Source organism: Pseudomonas sp. SDO5532_S415 (genome assembly GCF_054071155.1).
This window is the reverse complement of sequence record NZ_JBSVWS010000048.1, coordinates 12,200-32,021: the sequence shown is the minus strand read 5'-3', so window position 1 is coordinate 32,021 and position 19,822 is coordinate 12,200. Positions and strand designations below refer to the sequence as shown.

Genomic DNA, 19,822 nt, shown 5'->3' with positions numbered 1-19,822 from the left:
TCCGCCGTATCTGGTTTTTGTGTGCACTGAAGATCAAGTGTGGGAGCGAGCCTGCTCGCGAAGGCGGTGTGTCAGTCACATCAAATACTGAATGTGCCGACACCTTGCGAGCAGGCTGGCTCCCCAAAGGGAAAATCAGTTTCAATCCCTGAATTGCGTCAGTTGCTGGCTCAGCGAGCCGGCCTGATCGCGCAGTCGCACCGATTGCTCGAGCAGGCTACGGATCGCATGATCGTTCTGTTCGGAGATGCGGCTGACGCCCTGGATCGCCACAGACAGTTGCTCACCGGTGGCCGCCTGGCTTTGGGTCTGACGCGCCACTTCGCTGATGCGCGTCAGGATATCCTGGGCATGCTGGCGGATCTGATCCACACCTTGGGCCGAAGTGGTCAGTTGCACCACGCCCTGACGCACCGCTTCGCCGACCTGCTGGACGTTGGCCACGGTGTTGCGCACGTCCGAACCGATGGCGCCGATCATCTCGCCGATTTCACCGGTCGAGCGACTGGTGCGTTCGGCCAGTTGCCGGACTTCATCGGCCACCACGGCAAAACCACGCCCCTGCTCCCCTGCCCGCGCCGCTTCGATGGCCGCGTTGAGGGCCAACAGATTGGTCTGGTCGGCGATGCTGCGAATCACCGCGATGATCCCTGCTATCTGCTGCGAGCGTTTTTCCAGGTCGCCCACCGCGCCGGCAACCACGTCCATGGTCTGGTCGATGTGCGTGATGCCGGCCAGGGTCTGGCTCATGTCGGTGGAAATGTTGGTGGTCAGCACCTCGGTGTTGCGCGCCAGTTGCTCCACGTCTTCAGCCTGCTGGGACATCTCGGTCACCGAATGCGCCAGCGCGGTGACGCCGCTGGCCATCTCTTCGGTGGCGGTGTGCTGTGAAGTCGCCCGTTCGGCCACGGCCTGAGTGGTATCGCCCAGGTGATTGGAGATCTGCATCAGTGCCGTGCTGCTGTGGCGAATCGAACCCACCAGATCGCCCAGGCGCTGGATGAATTGGTTGAACGCGCCGGCCAACTTGCCGGTTTCATCGCCACTGCGTTGTTCGAAACGCAGCCCCAACTCGCCACCCCAGGCCTGAATGCCGACCGTCAGCCCCGACAGTGGACGAATCTGCCACGCCAGCAGGTGCCACAGCACAATGGCCAACACCAGCAACGCCACCAGGCCGATGACCACGGCGGTATAGAGGAAATGATTGATGCCCGCCATGGCCTCGGCCAGCGGGTAAGCCACCATCAACGCCCAGTTGTTCGGCGCCTTGCCGATACGCACCGGTTGCAGCACATAGCCCCAGCCATCGTGTTCGAAACTGTAGGGCTTGCCCGCCTTGATCGCATCCTTGGCGGCGGCCGGCAATTCATCGGCCGGCTGGCTCAGGCGCTTGGCATCAGGATGACTGGCGTACAGGCCGTCGCTGGAAACCAGCGCGCCGTAGCCTTTGTAGGCATCGATGGTCGAGAGCTGACGGTTGATGCTTTCCAGCGGGATATCGACCCCTGCCACGCCCACCGCCTTGCCACCCTGCAACAGCGGCACCATGATCGACACCAGCATGATCTGCTGACCACTGCCAATGCTGTAGACATAGGGTTCGGACGCCCATGGCTGGCGTGTATGCAGTGGCCGGTAGTAATACTGGTTGTCGGCATTTTCCGGGATGTAACCGCTCAACGCCTCGGACTTCACTGTGCCACTGGCACGGTTCCAGTAGGTCAGATAACGGCCCGTGGCGTCATGATTGGGCTGGTTGACGAACTCACTGTCCTTGCCATCGAATGCGTTTGGCTCCCAGTACTGCCCAAGGCCCAGCAGCTTGGAATTGGCTTCGAACAGCTGGCGGGTCATGGCATCGGCGGTCTTGCGATCGACCTGCTGTTGCTGCATCGCCGTGGCGACACTGGCCAGGGATTCGGCCACGGTGTAACCGGTACCGAGTTCGACTTCTACTTCCTTGGCATTGGCCTTGACGATGGTATCGACCAGCGCAAAGGTTTCTTTGACGGAGGAGCCATAGGCGATGTAGGCGATGGAACCCAGCAGCAGCGCCATGACGACGACAGTTCCAGTCAGCGCTGTCCAGAACAGCTTGAAGTGCAGTGAGCGATTAGGCATGAGCATTCTCGAATGAGCGATACGTCAGCCAGCACAGCCCGCGCAAAAATGTGAGTGCAGCCGCCCTGCTGGCAAGTGATTTATAGTTGATATTATTTTGCCACTATATCGATGGGCAGGGCCTCGATGCAACCGAAATGAACAGGTGTTCAATCAAGAAAATGGCTGGAGAAAATGGGGTATCAAACGCTGCGTAGACACTTCTGACACGGCCCTTGTGGCGAGGGAGCTTGCTCCCGCAGGACTGCGCAGCAGACCCGTTTTTCAGGTCGCTTCGCGCCCAACGGGAGCAAGCTCCCTCGCCACAGGTTTATTGTCGCTCTCAAAGGCATGCCTGCGCAGCACGCTCCAGTGAGGAAGCCCCGAACGTCGATGCCAGCAGCGCGCGTTCGTACAAGTACACCTTGCCGCCCTCTGACGTTTTGTAAGCCTCGAGCACATCGTTCGCCGTGACCTTGCTCGCCACTACAATGCGATAGCTGCGCTGGGTTTCCGAGACCGTCGCGTGCAGCGAATCTTCCTGCAGTTTCGGCAACACGCATTGCGCGTAATCCGCAGGCGCCTTTTTCGTCTGCAAGGTCAGGGTCGGGTCGTTAGGGGTAGAAGCACAGCCCGACAACAGCAAGGAGGCGGCAATAGCCAGTCGGGAAATCATGTTCATCGCGCCAATTCCTGGAGAAGCGTTTTAGGTAGGCGCGATTTTCCTTGTTTGTCGCAGACAACAGAACTTGTGATGGGTGATGGTCACTATTATTCGAACGAATAGTTGATACCTTCCTCTCTGTGGGAGCGAGCCTGCTCGCGAAAAACCACAGGACACCGCGATCATTCAGGCTGGACGCGTTATCGTTGGCGTCCTTCGCGAGCAGGCTCGCTCCCACAGGGGGAACGCGTTCGATCGTTAATTCGCGAGTTTTTCACCTGCAGCCACAGACTCCGCCCCACGATGCCCCTTGAACGCTTCACGCCGTGCCTGTCGCTCCTGGACATAGGCCGCCGAAGGCTCGCTGATCAGTTCTTCACGGCGTAGCAACTCTCCACAATGCTCGCAAAGCGGCCCCAAACCGGCGAGATGACCACAGCGGCGGTGGGTATAACGCACCGCCAACTCTTCATTCTCTGATTTGCACCAGGTTTCTCCCCAGGCACGCAGGGCCAGCACCACCGAGTAAAACGCCTCGCCCTTGGCGCTCAGGTGATATTCGTAACGCAGCGGCCGTTCATTGTAGGGGCGACGCTCGACCATCCCGTCCGACTCCAGACTTTTCAAGCGCGCAGCGACCATCTGCGGCGTACCTCCGGTCTGCGCCTGGATCTCGTCGTATCGATGGTTGCGCATGAACAACTCGCGCAACACCAACACCGTCCATCGATCTCCGACGATGTCCTCGGCCCGTGCAATCGGGCACAAAGTTTCAGGACTACTCTTTTTTACGGCCATGCAGGCTTGCCTCTTTCACAGTAACTATGATTATCATATCTACACCATGCCGGGGCAAGCCCTTGGCACAGGTCAGCCAACCTCTCTGGAGAATTCGTCATGTCGAACGCTGCCTACCCGCTGGATCGCACCGCCTACCTGCTGGTCGATCCCTACAACGATTTCCTGTCCGAAGGTGGCCGGGTCTTTCCCTTGATCAAGCCGATCGCAGAGCAGGTCGACCTGCTCGATAACCTGCGAGCCCTGGACCGGACTGTTCGCGCCCTGGACATTCAGGTGGTCATCGTACCGCACCGTCGCTGGGAAAAAGGCGACTACGAAAACTGGGATCACCCAAGTCCTTCCCAATGCAAGATCCAACACATGCACCACTTCGCCCGTGGCGAATGGGGTGGCGAATGGCACCCCGATTTCGCACCGAAGGAAGGCGACATCATCGCCTCGGAGCATTGGGGCTCGAGCGGTTTTGCCAACACCGACCTGGATTTTCGCCTCAAGCAAAAAGGCATCACCCACGTGATCATCGTCGGTCTGCTGGCCAATACCTGCATCGAAGCCACCGCCCGTTACGCCCAGGAACTGGGCTATCACGTCACCCTGGTGGGCGACGCCACCGCCGCGTTCAAGCCGGAAATGATGCACGCCGCCCATGAGTTGAACGGTCCTACTTTCGCCCATTCGATTGTGACGAGCGAGCAACTCATCGCCACCCTGAAGCAGTGAGTTCAAACATGAAATTGACTGGAAACCTCCTGATCGGCAACCGTGAAGTCCCTGCCAGCGAAGGCACCATGAAGGCGCTCAACCCCGCCTCCAACCAGTGTATCGAACCGGATTTCGCCTTCGGCGGCATCGCCGATGTCGACCTGGCGGCGTACCTTGCCGACGAGGCATTCGACCATTACAGCCATACCTCGCTCGCCGAGCGTTCGGCGTTCCTTGAGCGCATCGCCGACAATCTCGAGGCCGTGAGCCAGGAACTGGCGGCACGCACGGCGCTGGAAACCGGTTTGCCCGAGGCCCAGTTTTTGGGCGAAGTCGCCAGGGCCGCCACCCAGTTCCGTCAGTTCGCCGATGTCGTTCGCAAAGGACGTTTTCTGCATCTGGCCATCGATCCCGCCCAGCCCGATCGCCAGCCACGCCCGCGCATGGATCACCGCCTGCAGAAAATCGCCATTGGCCCGGTGGCCGTTTTCGGGGCGAGCAACTTCCCCATCAGCTACTCGGTGGCCGGGGGCGATACCGCCTCGGCACTGGCAGCGGGCGCAACGGTCATCGTCAAGGCCCATAACGCTCACCCGGGTTCCTCGGAAATCCAGGCCCGCGCCATCCTCAAGGCCGTGCAGGAAAGCGGCTTGCCGGAAGGCGTGTTCTCGATGGTGCGTGGCGGCGGCAACGCCATTGGCGAAGCCCTGGTCGACCATCCGTTGATCAAGTCCGTGACCTTCACCGGTTCCGAACAGGGCGGCATGGCGCTTTATCGCCGCGCGCAACTGCGCCCTGACCCGATCCCGGTGTTTACCGAGATGACCAGCGTCAACCCGACGTTCATCCTGCCTCAGGCACTCGCCGCACGAGGCGCGCAGATCGGTGACGGCTTTGTCGAGCGCATGCTGGTCAATGTTGGCCAGGCCTGCCTCAAGCCGGCGATCCTGATCGCGGTCGAAGGCCCGGGCTTCGAGGCATTGCGCACCGCCATGGTCAAGCGGGTGACCGATGCACCGGCGCGGCCGATGCTGACGCCCGGGATTCACGGGGCTTACCTCAGTGGCCTCGACCAGTTGCAAAGCGCCGGTGCAACCCTGGTTGCCATCGGCTCGGTGGCCCATGCCGACCTTGATGGGCGATCAGCATTGCTTGAAGTCGACGGCCAGCGTTTCCTGGCCGAGAAAGCATTGGCCCATGAAGTCTTCGGGCCGGCGGCATTGCTGGTGAAGGTCAAGGATGAAGCCGAGATGTTTGCGGTCGCCCGCTCGCTTCGCGGTCAGCTCAGCGCGACGCTGCATCTGGAGGAAGGAGACATGGAACTGGCCCGGCGCTTGTTGCCGGTGCTGGAGCGGCGCACCGGACGGATCGTGGTCAACGCCTTCGCCCATCCACAGGAGGTTTCTTTCGCGACTATCCATGGCGGACCGTTCCCGGCTTCGTCGGACAGCCGCTTCACCTCGGTGGGCATGACCTCCATCGAACGCTTCCTGCGCCCGGTGACGTACCAGGGCTTCCCGGATGCGTTGCTGCCGCAAGCACTGCGTGAGCTCAATCCCCTGGGATTGCCGCGTAGCGTGGAGGGTCAGTAACCGATATGTGGGAGCGAGCCTGCTCGCGAAGGGGTCGTATCAGTCACCAACGATGGCGGATGCCAGGCCGCTTTCGCGAGCAGGCTCGCTCCCACAGGTAATCGGGTCAGGTCAGGAGAACGCGGTTGCCGGGGTGTTCTGCATGGCACACACCCGGTTCCGCCCATCACGCTTGGCCTGGTACAACCCGTCATCAGCACGGGTCAGCAGGCTTTCCAGGTTGTCGCCGGGTCGCACGAAGGCCACGCCGAAGGACGCAGTGATGGTGTCCAGTACGGTGTCGGTGCCCCGCGCCTTGATCCGCAACGACTGGACCTTCAGGCGCAACAGCTCGGCGAAGGCACAGGCGTGGTCAAGATCAGCGCAGTCTTCGAGCACCACGCAGAACTCTTCGCCGCCGTAACGCGCGGCAAAGGCGTTGGGCGCCAGCGCACCGCGCAACACCTGACCGACATGCTGCAATACCCGGTCGCCCAACGGGTGGCCGTATTGATCGTTGAATTGCTTGAAGTGATCGATGTCCAGCATCACCAGCGCCACACGTGCGGTGCCCCTGGCCAACGCCTGCTCCAGCATGCGGGTGAATGCCGTCCGGTTCAGCAGCTCGGTCAAGCCATCCAGCGTCGCCGCTTGTTGCGCACGCTCGAGTTTGTCGCGCAACGTCTTGATCTCGTTTTGCGCCGAGTGCAGTTGGGAAAGGAACTGCTCCTGCTGACGCTGCATCAGCCGGGTGCTCTGCTGCAGTTCGTTCAAGATGCCCGGCAAGCGATCGCTGACCGGTTCCTCAAGCATCTCCAGGCACTCCCCGAGTCGATTCTGGAAATTGACACTGCCCCTGACGCTGCGCGACACATCGCGCTCCATGCCATCGACCAGCGTGATGACCTGTTGCTGCTCCGCGCGGGCATCTTCCAGCTCGTCACGGATGATGTACTCGCGAAACAACCGGGTCGCGGACTCCGGCGGGCAACCGTCGAAGTCTCTGACGACCCGGTCCAGATGGCGATTGAGTTCCGGTTCCTGGCCTTTGCTGTAGGTGTACCACAGCGCGTAATGCACCGGATTGGGCGGGATATTGTGGCGAACCATCAGGGGAACGGCTTGCTTGAGCAGCGCCGCCGCCTCGCGGGAGTCTTCCGGATAAAGCGCTAGAACATTCGCACGCGATTCAGATTGGCTCATAACATCACTGTGGTTGTTAATCATTGGCATTAAAGCAGCGCGCTGAGCATACCGATACGCCTGACAAACGGCTATCCCGGTTTGAATTGAACAGGCGATTTGATGCCTCGCCAGCCCCCTCGTAGGAGCGAGCCTGCTCGCGAATGCGATGCATCAGACAACATTGATGTCGACTGAAACGCCCTCTTCGCGAGCAGGCTCGCTCCCACAAGGGATTCAATGGCTTCAGGGCCGGATATAGGGCTCGATAAATCCGCAACCGAGGATTTCGTTCAGGCGCCTGGCATCGCTCAAACGCCGAAACAGCCCCGGCGTCATCCACGGCGCACGGCCGTCGACATTGGGCGCCCCCAACCCGGTCCGCAGATCGTCGATCAGAATCGAGCGGGTTTCGAAGGAGATCCGCGTCAATCCAGTGCTGTTGCCGACGCCGACATGGGCATGTGCGCCGGAAAAGGCAATCAGGCTGCCCGGTGCGATATCGACGGCAATGCCCTGCTGCGGATCGATCGCCTCCAGCAGATGCGGGATGGCCTCGTCGGCATCCACCGCGTTGCGACCGTCGCGATGGGAGCGTTGCAAAATCGCCTGCATGTCGAAATCCGCACTGGAATTGAGCAGCGGTCGCTGCCACAACGCCGGATACAAGGCGAAGGTGCGCCCCGTGGTGATCGGATAAATCGGTGCCCACCAATTGGTCTGGGCATACAGATTCGAGCCCCAGGTGTCGCGGTGAAAGGCGATGGTGGCCGTGGTGCGGGCGCGTGGCACGACGTTCTGCGGCTCACGGTGCGGCTGAAAACGCAGGTGCAAGCGATCGCAAGCCAGGGCATCCAGGTCAATCCCGATGCTCTGGACGACCGCCTGCCAGCGCCGCTGGACTTCGGCAGAGCTGGCGAAAGCGTTCTGGCACCGGGAAAAACGTACGGTCTGCTCGCTGTGGCTCAGGTGACGATGAATCGCTGGCGGCGACCACGGATGCAGCGCCTCTTCGAGCAACTCACGGGCGACCGCCACCAGCGCCGCCATGGTCGGCAAGTCAGTGACGCGAATGATCTCGGCGGCATAGATCCGGTCGTGAAACTGCCGAGCGCCGCCCGGTATGTCCAGCGCGCTGTACATGGCCTGAAGTCCCCTGGAATGCGCGTCTGACTCTAGCGCCGCACTCTCGCTGAGCAAAGGCTCAGCAGAAGCAAAAAGCAGCGGATCAGGTTGGGTTCAACAACGCCTGGCGCAGCAGTCTGGCCGCCGGTGAATCCGGTACGCCTTTGCGCGAAACCAGCTCATACGGCTCGCTGCGCGAGGTAATGGCCAGCGGCAGCGTGGTGGTGAAGCCGTTGCCGGAACAGAAATTCGCCACGTCGGTGGAGACCAGCGCCACCAGCGTCGGGTTCTCCTGCAACAACGACAGCGTGGCAAAGGCCGACGTGGTTTCCAGCAAGTGCACCGGAAAGCGCAGGTTGGCTTCGTGGAATTCCCGTTCCAGCAGCAGGCGCATGGGCATGTTGGCGCGGTAGACCACCCAGCGATAATCCACCAGATCCTTCAAGGTCAGCCTCCTGGCATAGGCGAATGGATGCTGGGTGCTGGCGATCACCGCCAGGGTTTCCTCGACGAAAGTCGCGCTCTCATACAGATAGGGTGTGGTGCTGATGGTGGTGCGACAGATCGCCAGGTCCAGTCGTCCGGCATCGAGCTGGCCCAGCAGTGCGGCGCTGGTGTCTTCGACGATCTCCACGGACATTTTCGGGTTGTCGGCGATCACCCGGCTGATCGCCGTGGTCAGCAGCGGCACGGCGCCCATGATGGTGCCCACCGACACCCGCCCGCCCTCGCCGCTCATGATGCCGATGATCTCTTCGCGCAGGTGCGCAAGATCGGTCTGGATCAACCGCGCGTAACGAATCACCGAGCGCCCGGCATCGTTTGGCTCAAGCCCGCGGTTAGTGCGGGTGAACAGCGAAGTGCCGAAGGTGGTTTCGATTTCCTGCAGCGCCTTGCTCGCGCCGGGCTGGGTCAGGGCCACCTGCTTGGCCGCGCCCAGCAAGGATCCGTGCTCATCAAGGGCTATCAACAAGCGCAATTGCTTGATGTGCAAACGGGACATGATCGAGTTGAGTGAGGGCGTCATCAGGGTTAACTAAAAGTTATAGAGGTATCGAAAGGTGTCAGTATCGGGGTCACCACGACGGCCCTATAGTCCACTCCACAGTCAGGCAATGCAATGGGTTTGACCATAGCGCCACGGCGCTGGCGCCGCGAACCGATTGCGACAATAACAATCCTGTATAACTTGTGGTGAATCATGTCCCTCATCAATTACGTCACCAAAATCCAGTTCGGCTACGACAGCCTGGCGCACCTGGCCGCCGAAGCCGAGCGTGCCGGCATTACCCGTGCACTGATTGTCACCGATCCGGGCGTGCGCAATGCCGGCATCGTCGACAAGGTCATCGCCGCTCTCGGTGCCGACCGCCCTTACACGATCTTCGACGCGACCCCACCCAACCCGAACGAACACGCCGTGCGTGAAGCGGTCGCGCAATACCGCCAGGGCGAGTGCGACGGCATCATCGCGGTTGGCGGTGGTTCCTCCATCGACCTGGCCAAGGGTGTGGCGGTGTGTGCCACCCATGACGGCCCGCTGCAAAGCTTTGCGGTGATCGAGGGCGGACTGGAACGCATCACCTCGGCCACCGCGCCGTTGATCGCGATCCCGACCACCGCCGGTACCGGCAGCGAAGTCGGCCGAGGGGCCATTCTGATTCTCGACGACGGTCGCAAGGTCGGCGTGATCTCCCCCTATGTCGTACCCCGCGTGGCCATCTGCGATCCCGAACTGACCCTCGGCCTTCCCCCGATGCTCACGGCCGCCACCGGCATGGACGCTATCGCCCATTGCATCGAGACCTTCATGGCGCCGGCCTTCAACCCGGCCGCGGACGGCATCGCCCTCGACGGTCTGTGGCGCGCTTGGGGCCACATCGAGCGCGCCACCGCCGAGCCCGGTGATCGCCAGGCGCGGTTGAACATGATGAGTGCGTCGATGCAGGGCGCACTGGCGTTCCAAAAAGGCCTGGGCTGCGTGCACAGCCTGTCCCATGCCTTGGGTGGCATCAATCCGAAACTGCACCACGGCACCTTGAACGCGATATTCCTGCCGGCGGTGGTGCACTTCAACGCTGACTCCCCCACCGTGCGCAACGAGCAAAAGCTCGAACGCCTGCGCCATGCCATGGGTCTGGCAGCGGACGCCAACATCGGTTCAGCCATCGAGGCCATGACCCGGCGCCTGGGCCTGCCGACCCGCCTGAGGGAAATCGGCGTCGACGAAAGCCTGTTCGAGCACATCATCGAGGGCGCGCTGCACGATCACAGCCACAAGACTAACCCGCGCGAGGCATCCAGCGCGGACTACCTGACGATGCTCCGGCAATCGCTGTAAGCACCGCCGCACCCTGCTTTCCAACAATAAAAATTCAGGAGGCCAACCCATCGCCGCGATCACGCTTACGTTCTCGTGAAACGTGAAGCAGCGATGGCAGAACAACCATGAAGCCCACTGTCCTTTTCGAACGGCAAGACAACCTTGCCATCGTCACCCTCAGCAACCCGGGAAAAATGAACGCCCTCAACCTGTCCATGTGGCAGGACCTTGGGGACGTCATGAGCACACTGTCCGCCGACCCGAGTGTGCGCTGCGTGGTGTTGCGCGGCGAAGGCGAACAGGCCTTTGCCGCCGGTGCCGACGTTGGTGAGTTTCCAAACGTACGCGCCAATCCTTCCCAAGCCCGCGTGTATGCCGAAGTCACCTCGGCGGCGATGCGCGCGGTTGCCGACTGCCGGCACCCGGTGATCGCGATGATCCACGGCGTGTGCGTCGGCGGCGGCCTGGAGATCGCGGCGCTGTGCGACTTGCGCATCTGCGGCACGTCCAGCCGCTTCGGCGCGCCGGTCGGCAAGCTCGGCCTGGTCATGTCCTATGACGAAATGGCCGGGCTGGTGGCGCTGGCCGGGCGTTCCACCACCCTGGAAATCCTCCTCGAAGGTCGCATCCTCGATGCCCAGGACGCCTACGTGAAAAACCTCGTGACCCGGGTCGTCGCCGACGCCGAAGTCGAGAGCGAAACCCTCGCCACCGCCCGGCGCATCGCCAACGGCGCGCCTCTGGTCGCCCGCTGGCACCGCCAGGCCGCACGCCAGCTCGAAGCCGGCCAGGCGCCCAGTGCGGCGCAGATCGACCACAGCTACTTCTGCTACGACACCGACGATTTTCAGATCGGTCTCAAGGCGTTCATCGCCAAAGCCAAACCACAATTCGAGGGTAAATGACATGGGACCGCTGACAGGAATGCGCGTGGTAGAACTGGCTCACATCATGTCCGGGCCGGTGTGCGGCATGATGCTGGCCGACATGGGTGCCGACGTGGTCAAGGTCGAGAAAGTGCCCGACGGCGATGACTCCCGGCGCTTCTCGCCGATCATGGCCAGCGGCGAGTCCGCCTCGTTCATGGTGGTCAACCGCAACAAGCGCGGCATCGGCCTGAACCTCAAGACCGACGGCGGCCGCGACGTGCTGCGTCGCCTGCTGATGGACGCCGACGTGGTCACGGAAAACTACCGCGCCGGCACCATGGAGAAATTCGGCCTGGGCTACGACACGCTGAAAACCCTGAACCCGGGGCTGATCTACTGCGCGATCTCCGGTTACGGCCGCAGCGGCCCGTTCGGCGACAAGGGCGGTTTCGACCTGATCGCCCAAGGCATGAGCGGCATGATGAGCATGACCGGTGAAGCCGGGCGTGAGCCGGTCAAGGCCGGCTCGCCGGTGGCCGACATCAACTCCGGCATCCTCGCCGCGCTCGGTATCTGCGCCGCCTACGCCGCGAAACAGAAAACCGGGCTGGGGCAAATGGTCGACACCTCGCTGTTCGAAGCCGGCCTGCAACAGATGTTCTGGCCGGCGGCGGCCTACTTCGCCGATGGCACCATCCTGCCGAAAATGGGCTCGGCCAACTCCACCAGCGCACCGTACCAAGTGTTCCGCACCGCCGACGGCTGGATCAACATCGGCGCCGCCAACCAGGCCAACTACGAACGTCTGGTCGAAGCCCTGGCCGTTCCGCAACTCAAGGCCGACCCACGTTTCGCCAGCAACGCCCTGCGCATGCAGCACCGTCTGGCACTGGTGGAAATCCTCAACGAAGTGCTGGTGGCCCGCACCACCGATGAGTGGATGGTGCTGTTCGACAGCCTCGGCCTGCCCGCCGGACCGGTCCTGGACATCGCCGCCGCCCTCGCCCACCCGCAAACCCGGGCACGGGGCATGGTGGTGGAAACCGAACACCCGACCGAAGGCCGCGTGCGCGGCATGGGCCTGCCGATTCACTTTTCCGACATGGACAACGCTCCGCCACACACCAGCCGCCCGGCACCGTTGCTCGGCGAGCACACCCGCGAGGTGCTCAAGGAAAGCGGTTATGCCGAAGACGAAATCGATGACCTGATTCGCAGCAAGGCGGTGCTGGCGCTGGCCTCCTGAACCGCCGAATCGATACCTGTGGGAGCGAGCCTGCTCGCGAATGCGGTGTGTCATTCAGCATAAATGTTGACTGACCCGGCCCCTTCGCGAGCAGGCGCCCTCCCACAAAAAGAACAACAAGAACAAAAACAAAAGGTGAACACCATGAGCCGTATCTTGACCGAAGCCGTCAGCCGCCGATCTTTCCTGGTCGGTGCCGGCGTCACCGTTGGCGGTGCATTCGCCGCCAGCCTGCTACCCACCAGCGGCGTGTTTGCCGCGACCAAACCCATCGTGTTGCGCTACAGCAGCAGCCTGCCCGACACCCATCCGCTGAACAAACAGATGAAGGCCGCGTCCGAAGCGATCAAGGCCGAAACCAACGGCGCCGTGGACCTGCAGGTGTATGCCAACGCCTCCATGGGCGGCGACACCGACATGCTGTCCCAGGTACGCGCCGGTGCGGTGGATTTCATTCCCCTGCCCGGTGCGATTCTCTCCACCCTGGTGCCGGCGATGTCCATCGAGAGCATGCCGTTCGCCTTCAAGGACTATGAAACTGTCTGGGCCGCGCTGGACGGCAAACTGGGCGACTACGTGCGCGCCCAGACCACCAAGGTCGGGCTGGTCCCGATGGAGAAAGTCTGGAACAACGGCTTCCGCCAGATCACCAGTTCGACCCGCCCGATCAACACCCCTCAAGACCTCGCCGGCTTCAAGTTACGTGTACTGGTCAGCCCATTGTGGACCTCCATGTTCAGCGCCCTCGGTGCCGCCCCCACCGGCATCAGCATCAACGAAACCTACTCGGCGTTGCAGACCAAAGTCGTCGACGGCCAGGAAAACCCGCTGGTGGTGGTCGAGTCGGCACGTTTCTATGAAGTGCAGAAATATTGCTCGCTGACCGACCACATCTGGGGCGGTTTCTGGATCCTCGGCTCGGGCAAGACCTTCCCGAAACTGCCCAAGGACGTGCAGGAAATCGTCTCCCGGCAGATCAACGCCGCCGCTCTGGTTCAACGTCAACAAGTGATCGACCTCAACGCCAGCCTGGAACCGTCGCTGACCGCCCAGGGCATCACCTTCAACAAGGTCGACCGCTCACTGTTCCGCGCCGACCTGCAGAAGAAAGGTTTCTACACCCAGTGGAAACAGAAATACGGCGATGAAGCCTGGAACCTGCTTGAACAATACGCGGGTCAATTGTCCTGAGTCGGAGACACAGTCATGAAAAACGAGATACCTATGACGGACGTTTCTCCTGCTGAACGACTCAGCCCACGCCACACCGCACTGCGCCTTGGCCGCTCCCTCGACACCGCCCTGCGCTGGGCGACCGAGGGCAGCGCCGCGCTGCTGGTGATCCTCGAAGTCACCTTGCTGTTCTGCAACGTGTTCTCCCGCTACGTGCTCAACCAGCCGATTGTCTGGGGCGACGAAATGGCCTCGCTGCTGTTCCTGTGGCTGGCGATGCTCGGTTCGGTGGTGGCGATGCGGCGCGGCGAGCACATGCGCCTGACCTCGTTCATCACCCGCCTGCCGGCGGAAAAACGCGCCTTCGTCGACACCTTCGGCGCGGTGATCGTCATCACCTTTATCGTGATGCTGTTCTCGCCGGCCTGGGAGTTCGTCAGTGATGAATGGATCATCACCACCGCCGCCCTGGAAATTCCCAACGCGTTTCGCGTGTCGGCCATCGCCGTCGGCCTGAGCCTGATGCTGTTGACCTGCGTCGCACGGCTGTTGACCAGCGCACGGCTGATCGACTTCACCGTGTCGGTGGCGATGCTCGGCTCGCTGGCGGCGCTGCTCTGGGCCGGTGAAGGCACCCTGCTGCTGATGGGCAACTGGAACCTGATCGTGTTCTTCATGATCGGCGTGATGGGCATGATCGTCATCGGCGTACCGATCATGGTTGCGTTCGGCCTGGCCACCGTGGCGTATCTGTCGACCATGACCAGCACGCCGCTGACGCTGGTGGTCGGCCGCATGGACGAAGGCATGGCCAGCCTGATCCTGTTGGCGATTCCGTTGTTCGTGTTCCTCGGCGCACTGATCGAAGCCATGGGCATGGCGCGGGCGATGATCCGCTTCCTGTGCTCGTTGATTGGCCATGTGCGCGGCGGGCTGTCCTATGTGCTGATCGGTGCTATCTACCTGATCTCGGGGATTTCCGGCTCGAAAGCGGCCGACATGGCAGCCATCGCCCCGGCGCTGTTCCCGGAAATGAAGAAACGCGGCGAAGATGAAAACGAGCTGGTGGCGATGCTCAATGCCTCCGGTGCGATGTCGGAAACCATCCCGCCGAGCCTGGTGCTGATCACCATCGGTTCGGTCACCGGTGTGTCGATTTCCGCGCTGTTCACCGGCGGTTTCATGCCGGCGGTGGTGGGTGCGATTGCCATGGCGGTGGTGATCTGGTGGAAAAACCGCAAAGGCGAGGCTTCTACCGGCAAACGCGCCTCGGGCAAGGAAATCGGCCACTCGCTACTGCTGGCGATACCGGCCCTGGCCCTGCCCTTCGTGATCCGCACCGCAGTGGTCGAGGGCGTCGCGACTGCCACCGAAGTGGCCGCCATCGGAGTCGCCTACACCTTTATCGTCGGTTTGCTGTGCTACCGCTGCTTCGAGTGGAAGCGCCTGTACCCGATCCTGGTCAGCACTGCGTCGCTGTCCGGCGCGATCCTGATCATCATCGGCAGCGCCACCGCCATGGCCTGGGCCCTGACCCAGTCGGGCTTCTCCCACCAGCTGGCGCAGGTGATGTCGACCGTACCCGGTGGCGCTTGGGGTTTCCTGATCATCTCCGCCGTGGCCTTCATCCTGCTCGGCAGTTTCCTGGAGGGCATCCCCGCCATCGTGTTGTTCGGGCCGCTGCTGTTCCCGATTGCCAAGACCATGGGCATCAACGATGTGCACTACGCCATGGTCGCGATCTTCGCCATGGGCCTGGGTCTGTTCGCGCCGCCATTCGGCGTGGGGTTCTATGCCGCCTGCGCCATCGCCAAGGTCGATCCGAGCGGTGCCATGCGCCGGGTCTGGCCGTACCTCGGTGCGCTGGTCGTAGCCCTGGCGGTGTTGATCGCCGTGCCGTGGATCTCCATCGGTTTCCTGCCGTCCTGAATCACCTTTTGACACCCCTGCCGACGGTCGCCGCCGCGACCGTCGACACTCAAACACGAGGTTGCTTATGAATTTCTCCACCCTGGAAACCGGCTCCACCACCGAACGCCGGCTGATCGTCGATCCGCCGCGTACCATCTCGTTTCTTGGCGAGGACTTGCGCATCTACGCCACCCCGCGCCTGGTGGACGACATCGAGCAGGCCTGCCTGGACTACCTGCTGACCTTCCTCGACGACGGCGAAAATACCGTGGGCGCGGCGGTGGATATCCGCCACGTGGGCGCCACGCTGCTGGGCATGTCGGTGAGCATCGTGGCCACGGTCACCCGCATCGAAGGCCGCAGCGTCACCTTCAATGTCGAAGTGCGCGATGACGTGGAACTGGTGGCGACGGCGGCGCACACACGGGTGGTGGTCAACGTCGCCAAACTGCGCAGCCGCGTACAGGCCAAGGCGGCCGCAGCCGAAGCCGGCGAAGTCGATGATGGCGCGCTCAGTCCTGCACGCCTCACTGCGTCGCGTTGAGTGCCTCGACATGATCACCCTGCATGAACGCAACGGCTTGCCCAACCTCGCGGCCAAGGATGCACTGCCGATCGTCGATGCCCACCATCACCTTTGGGACCTCGGCAACGGCCGCTACCCCTGGTTGCAAGACGACTATCACGAAGACTTTTTCCTCGGTGACTACCATTCCCTGCGCCGTGACTTCCTGCCCGGGCACTTCCTCGCGCTGACCGAAAATCAACGCTTGATCGGCACGGTGCATGTCGAGGCCGAGCGCGCCCGGGATGAGCAGGTCGCCGAAACCCGCTGGCTGGAACAGGTGAACGCCCGCTACGGTTTCCCCAACGCCATCGTCGCCCACGCCTGGTTCGATCGCGAAGACAGCGCCGAGATCCTCGCGGCCCAGGCGGCCCGGCCGCTGGTCAAAGGTATCCGTTCGAAACCGGTGACGTCGGCCTCGCCAAACGTCTCGATCGCCGGAGCGCCTGGCACCCTGCAGGACCCGAAATGGCTCGAAGGCTTTGCCCTGCTCGAGCGCTACGACTTGTCCTGGGACCTGCGCGTGCCGCCGTGGCACCTGGTGGAAGCGGCGCAAGTGGCAGCGATGTTTCCGCGGATCCGCATCGCCCTCAACCACACCGGTTTCGCCTGGGACCGCAGCCCCGAAGGCATGGCGCGCTGGCGCAAGGGCCTGGAAGCCCTGGCCTTGCAACCCAACGTGCACATCAAGCTCTCGGAATTCGGCCTCAAGGATTCGCCGTGGCGCTTCGAGGACAATCGCATCGTGGTGCTCACCGCGCTGGAGATCTTCGGCGCCGAGCGCTGCATGTTCGCCAGCAACTTCCCGGTGGCGGGGTTGCGCGCCACCTACGACACCCTCGCCGATGGCGTCGCCGCGATGCTTGCGCCCATGGGCCGCGAGGTTCAGGAAGCGGTGCTCGCCGGCAATGCCCAACGTTTCTACCGCCTGGAGACCCGCCATGAATGACCCATCGGCCATCGACTGGCGCGCGCGTTTCCTGGCCAGCGGCGATGACGCCGACTTGCCCATCGTCGATGCCCATCAGCACTACTTCGATATCGACGCCCATTACTACCCGTGGCTGAACGACCGGCCGTTGCGGCCGTTTCGCTACGGCGATTACTCGTCGATCTGCCGCAACTTCCTGCCCTGGGACTATCGCCGCCTGACCGGCGTGCACCGGATTGTCCAGACCGTACTGATCGAGGGCGAGTGGGACCCGGCAACGCCACTGGAAGAAGTGCGTTTTGTCGAGTCGCTGGCCGAGGATGAACCGACCCTGGCCGCCATGGTGGCCCAGGCCTGGCTCGACCGCGAAGACGCTCCCGACCTGTTGCGTGAGTACGCCCGACACCCGTTGGTGCGCGGCATACGCCACAAACCGACGGTCGTCCGCCGTGAAGACTGGCGTGAACATTTCGCCGCGCCCGGTTCCCTGCGTGATCCACGTTGGCGGGACGGCTACGCCCTGTTGGCGGAGCACGGCCTGCACTTCGAATTGCAGGCGCCCTGGTGGCACCTGCCGGAAGCGGCCGAGCTGGCCAGGGACTTTCCCGACGTGACCATCGTGGTCAACCACACGGCGCTGCCGTCCGACCGTTCCCGTGAAGGTTTGGCGGCTTGGCGTGAAAACCTGGCGCTGCTGGCCCGGGAACCGAACGTCGCACTGAAAATTTCCGGCATCTGCATCCCCGGCCAGCCATGGCCCGTGGACGCGAACCGCGTGGTGGTCAACGACGCGATTTCGATCTTCGGTGTCAGCCGTTGCGCATTCGCCACCAATTACCCGGTCGATGGCGTGGTGAACGGCATGAGCGAGATTCTCGACGGCTTCAAGACCATCGTCCGCGACCGCCCTGTCACCGATCGGCTGGCGCTGTTCCACGACAACGCCCGACGCCTTTACCGACTTGTTTGAACAGCCCTTCAGGAGTTCCCATGTTTGAAGTTTCAGGCCACAACTATATTGCCGGCACCCGTTCGGCCAGCGGTACCGTCACCCTGCAAAGCTTTGATGCCGGCACTGGCGATGCGCTGCCCTATCGCTTCCATTCGGCGACCGTGGAAGAAGTGAATGCCGCCGCCGAAGCGGCCGCCAGTGCCTACCCGACCTTCCGTCATCTGTCGGCCGAACGCCGCGCCGATTTTCTCGATGCAGTCGCCACTGAACTGGATGCGCTGGATGACAGCTTCATCGCCCTGGTCTGCCGCGAAACGGCCCTGCCCACCGGGCGCATTCAAGGCGAACGGGCGCGTACCAGCGGCCAGATGCGCCTGTTCGCCAGCACCCTGCGTCGCGGCGATTTTTACGGGGCGCGCATTGATCGGGCACTGCCAGAGCGTCAACCCTTGCCGCGCCCGGACCTGCGTCAGTACCGCACCGGCCTGGGTCCGGTGGCCGTGTTCGGCGCCAGCAACTTCCCGCTGGCCTTCTCCACCGCCGGCGGCGATACCGCTGCCGCATTCGCCGCCGGTTGCCCGGTGGTGTTCAAGGCCCACAGCGGCCACATGGCCACCGCCGATTACGTCGCCGGCGCGATCCTGCGCGCCGCAGAAAAAACCGATATGCCCAGGGGCGTGTTCAACATGCTCTACGGCAGCGTCGGCGAGGCGCTGGTCAAGCATCCGGCGATTCAGGCCGTGGGCTTCACCGGTTCGTTGCGCGGTGGCCGCGCACTGTGCGACATGGCAGCGGCCCGTCCACAGCCGATCCCGGTGTTCGCCGAGATGAGCAGCATCAACCCGGTGCTGCTGATGCCTGAAGCACTCAAGGCACGCGGTGACAAGATCGCCAGCGAGCTGGCCGCTTCCGTGGTGCTGGGCGCAGGCCAGTTCTGCACCAATCCGGGCTTGGTGCTGGGCATTCGTTCGCCGGAGTTCTCAGCGTTCCTCGAACGTTTTGCCGCCGTCATGGCCGGGCAACCGGCGCAGACCATGCTCAACAGCGGCGCGCTGAAAAGCTACTGCCATGGCCTGGAAAACCTCGGTGCTCACCCGGGCATGACGCGCCTGGCCGGCACAGAGCAACAGGGCAATCAGGCACGGCCGCAACTGTTCAAGGCCGATGTCAGCCTGCTGATCGAGGGTGACGAACTGCTGCAGGAAGAAGTCTTCGGCCCGACCACCATCGTCGTCGAAGTGGCGAGCCAGGCCGAGCTGATCCAGGCCCTGCACGGCTTGCGCGGCCAGTTGACCGCGACCCTGATGGTCGAGGACACGGAGCTCGACAACCTGGGCGATGTGCTGGCCCTGCTGGAACAGAAAGTCGGGCGCGTGCTGTTCAACGGCTACCCCACCGGGGTGGAAGTCTGCGACGCCATTGTCCACGGCGGCCCGTACCCGGCCACCTCCGACGCGCGCGGCACCTCGGTGGGAACCCTGGCGATCGATCGTTTCCTGCGCCCGGTGTGCTACCAGAATTGCCCCGACAGCCTGCTGCCGGACGCACTGAAAAACGCCAACCCGCTGGGCATCGCCCGGTTGCTGGACGGCGTCATGAGTCGCGAAGCGCTGTAAGCCCGCGAATCAACGCAACGCCCCTCGCCCACTGTTAGTTCCATGACAGCAGCGCCTGGTACCCCCAGGCGCCGGGCATCGCTGTGCC

General features: G+C 62.8%; 16 protein-coding genes and 2 pseudogenes. 11 read left to right on the top strand and 7 right to left on the bottom strand.

Going from position 1 to position 19,822, the window contains the following annotated elements; genetic code table 11:
- Window positions 1-141: 141 nt before the first annotated feature.
- The 4 genes and pseudogenes from ACW9HW_RS13735 to ACW9HW_RS13720 all read right to left on the bottom strand — a co-directional run.
- Window positions 142-678, bottom strand: a pseudogene (locus ACW9HW_RS13735) (methyl-accepting chemotaxis protein); the annotation flags it as partial.
- Between the two features lie 324 nt (window positions 679-1,002).
- Window positions 1,003-1,857, bottom strand: a pseudogene (locus ACW9HW_RS13730) (PDC sensor domain-containing protein); the annotation flags it as partial.
- Between the two features lie 589 nt (window positions 1,858-2,446).
- A complete protein-coding gene (locus ACW9HW_RS13725; RefSeq protein WP_095193654.1) occupies window positions 2,447-2,785 on the bottom strand; it encodes a hypothetical protein in 339 nt (112 codons plus the stop codon).
- Window positions 2,786-3,025: 240 nt separating this feature from the next.
- Window positions 3,026-3,565, bottom strand: a complete 540-nt coding sequence (locus tag ACW9HW_RS13720; RefSeq protein ID WP_095193652.1) for a winged helix-turn-helix transcriptional regulator — start codon at window positions 3,563-3,565, stop codon at window positions 3,026-3,028.
- A 99-nt stretch (window positions 3,566-3,664) separates the two neighbouring features.
- Here ACW9HW_RS13720 and ACW9HW_RS13715 point away from each other — a divergent pair, with 99 nt between their 5' ends.
- The gene (locus ACW9HW_RS13715; protein WP_457400321.1) at window positions 3,665-4,288 is read left to right on the top strand and encodes an isochorismatase family cysteine hydrolase; all 624 of its coding nucleotides are present in this window, start codon (window positions 3,665-3,667) and stop codon (window positions 4,286-4,288) included.
- Between the two features lie 8 nt (window positions 4,289-4,296).
- Complete coding sequence (locus tag ACW9HW_RS13710; RefSeq protein ID WP_095193650.1) at window positions 4,297-5,862, top strand: aldehyde dehydrogenase (NADP(+)); 1,566 nt, start codon at window positions 4,297-4,299, stop codon at window positions 5,860-5,862.
- A 111-nt stretch (window positions 5,863-5,973) separates the two neighbouring features.
- Here the strand turns inward: ACW9HW_RS13710 and ACW9HW_RS13705 are convergent, their stop codons facing one another.
- The 3 genes from ACW9HW_RS13705 to ACW9HW_RS13695 all read right to left on the bottom strand — a co-directional run bounded on the left by ACW9HW_RS13705 (window position 5,974) and on the right by ACW9HW_RS13695 (window position 9,175).
- Window positions 5,974-7,044, bottom strand: coding sequence for a GGDEF domain-containing protein (locus ACW9HW_RS13705; protein WP_256590164.1), 1,071 nt, complete (start codon window positions 7,042-7,044; stop codon window positions 5,974-5,976).
- Window positions 7,045-7,269: 225 nt separating this feature from the next.
- Window positions 7,270-8,166, bottom strand: a complete 897-nt coding sequence (locus ACW9HW_RS13700; protein ID WP_457400319.1) for a hypothetical protein — start codon at window positions 8,164-8,166, stop codon at window positions 7,270-7,272.
- 85 nt (window positions 8,167-8,251) lie between these two features.
- Window positions 8,252-9,175 carry a LysR family transcriptional regulator gene (locus ACW9HW_RS13695; protein ID WP_095193647.1) on the bottom strand — a complete coding sequence of 308 codons (924 nt, stop codon included), beginning with the start codon at window positions 9,173-9,175 and terminating at the stop codon, window positions 8,252-8,254.
- Between the two features lie 174 nt (window positions 9,176-9,349).
- On the opposite strand from ACW9HW_RS13695, the gene ACW9HW_RS13690 reads away from it, so the two are divergent.
- The 9 genes from ACW9HW_RS13690 to ACW9HW_RS13650 all read left to right on the top strand — a co-directional run bounded on the left by ACW9HW_RS13690 (window position 9,350) and on the right by ACW9HW_RS13650 (window position 19,734).
- Entirely contained in the window at window positions 9,350-10,489 is a 1,140-nt protein-coding gene (locus tag ACW9HW_RS13690; protein ID WP_457400318.1) for an iron-containing alcohol dehydrogenase, read from the top strand.
- Window positions 10,490-10,596: 107 nt separating this feature from the next.
- Complete coding sequence (locus ACW9HW_RS13685; protein ID WP_457400316.1) at window positions 10,597-11,376, top strand: enoyl-CoA hydratase-related protein; 780 nt, start codon at window positions 10,597-10,599, stop codon at window positions 11,374-11,376.
- A 1-nt stretch (window position 11,377) separates the two neighbouring features.
- Entirely contained in the window at window positions 11,378-12,586 is a 1,209-nt protein-coding gene (locus tag ACW9HW_RS13680) for a CaiB/BaiF CoA transferase family protein (RefSeq protein ID WP_457400315.1), read from the top strand.
- 144 nt (window positions 12,587-12,730) lie between these two features.
- Window positions 12,731-13,777 carry a TRAP transporter substrate-binding protein gene (locus ACW9HW_RS13675; RefSeq protein ID WP_095193643.1) on the top strand — a complete coding sequence of 349 codons (1,047 nt, stop codon included), beginning with the start codon at window positions 12,731-12,733 and terminating at the stop codon, window positions 13,775-13,777.
- Window positions 13,778-13,810: 33 nt separating this feature from the next.
- Window positions 13,811-15,688 (top strand): TRAP transporter large permease, encoded by a 1,878-nt coding sequence (locus tag ACW9HW_RS13670; RefSeq protein WP_256590163.1) that lies wholly within the window; start codon window positions 13,811-13,813, stop codon window positions 15,686-15,688.
- A gap of 67 nt (window positions 15,689-15,755) precedes the next feature.
- Window positions 15,756-16,214 carry a thioesterase family protein gene (locus ACW9HW_RS13665; protein WP_137805222.1) on the top strand — a complete coding sequence of 153 codons (459 nt, stop codon included), beginning with the start codon at window positions 15,756-15,758 and terminating at the stop codon, window positions 16,212-16,214.
- A 10-nt stretch (window positions 16,215-16,224) separates the two neighbouring features.
- On the top strand, window positions 16,225-17,184 hold the full coding sequence (locus ACW9HW_RS13660) for an amidohydrolase family protein (RefSeq protein WP_095193640.1): 960 nt from the start codon (window positions 16,225-16,227) through the stop codon (window positions 17,182-17,184).
- Window positions 17,177-18,136, top strand: a complete 960-nt coding sequence (locus ACW9HW_RS13655; RefSeq protein WP_457400311.1) for an amidohydrolase family protein — start codon at window positions 17,177-17,179, stop codon at window positions 18,134-18,136. Before ACW9HW_RS13660 ends, ACW9HW_RS13655 begins: the two co-directional genes overlap by 8 nt.
- 20 nt (window positions 18,137-18,156) lie before the next feature.
- Window positions 18,157-19,734, top strand: coding sequence for an aldehyde dehydrogenase (NADP(+)) (locus tag ACW9HW_RS13650; protein WP_457400308.1), 1,578 nt, complete (start codon window positions 18,157-18,159; stop codon window positions 19,732-19,734).
- The last annotated feature ends 88 nt before the right edge of the window (window positions 19,735-19,822 follow it).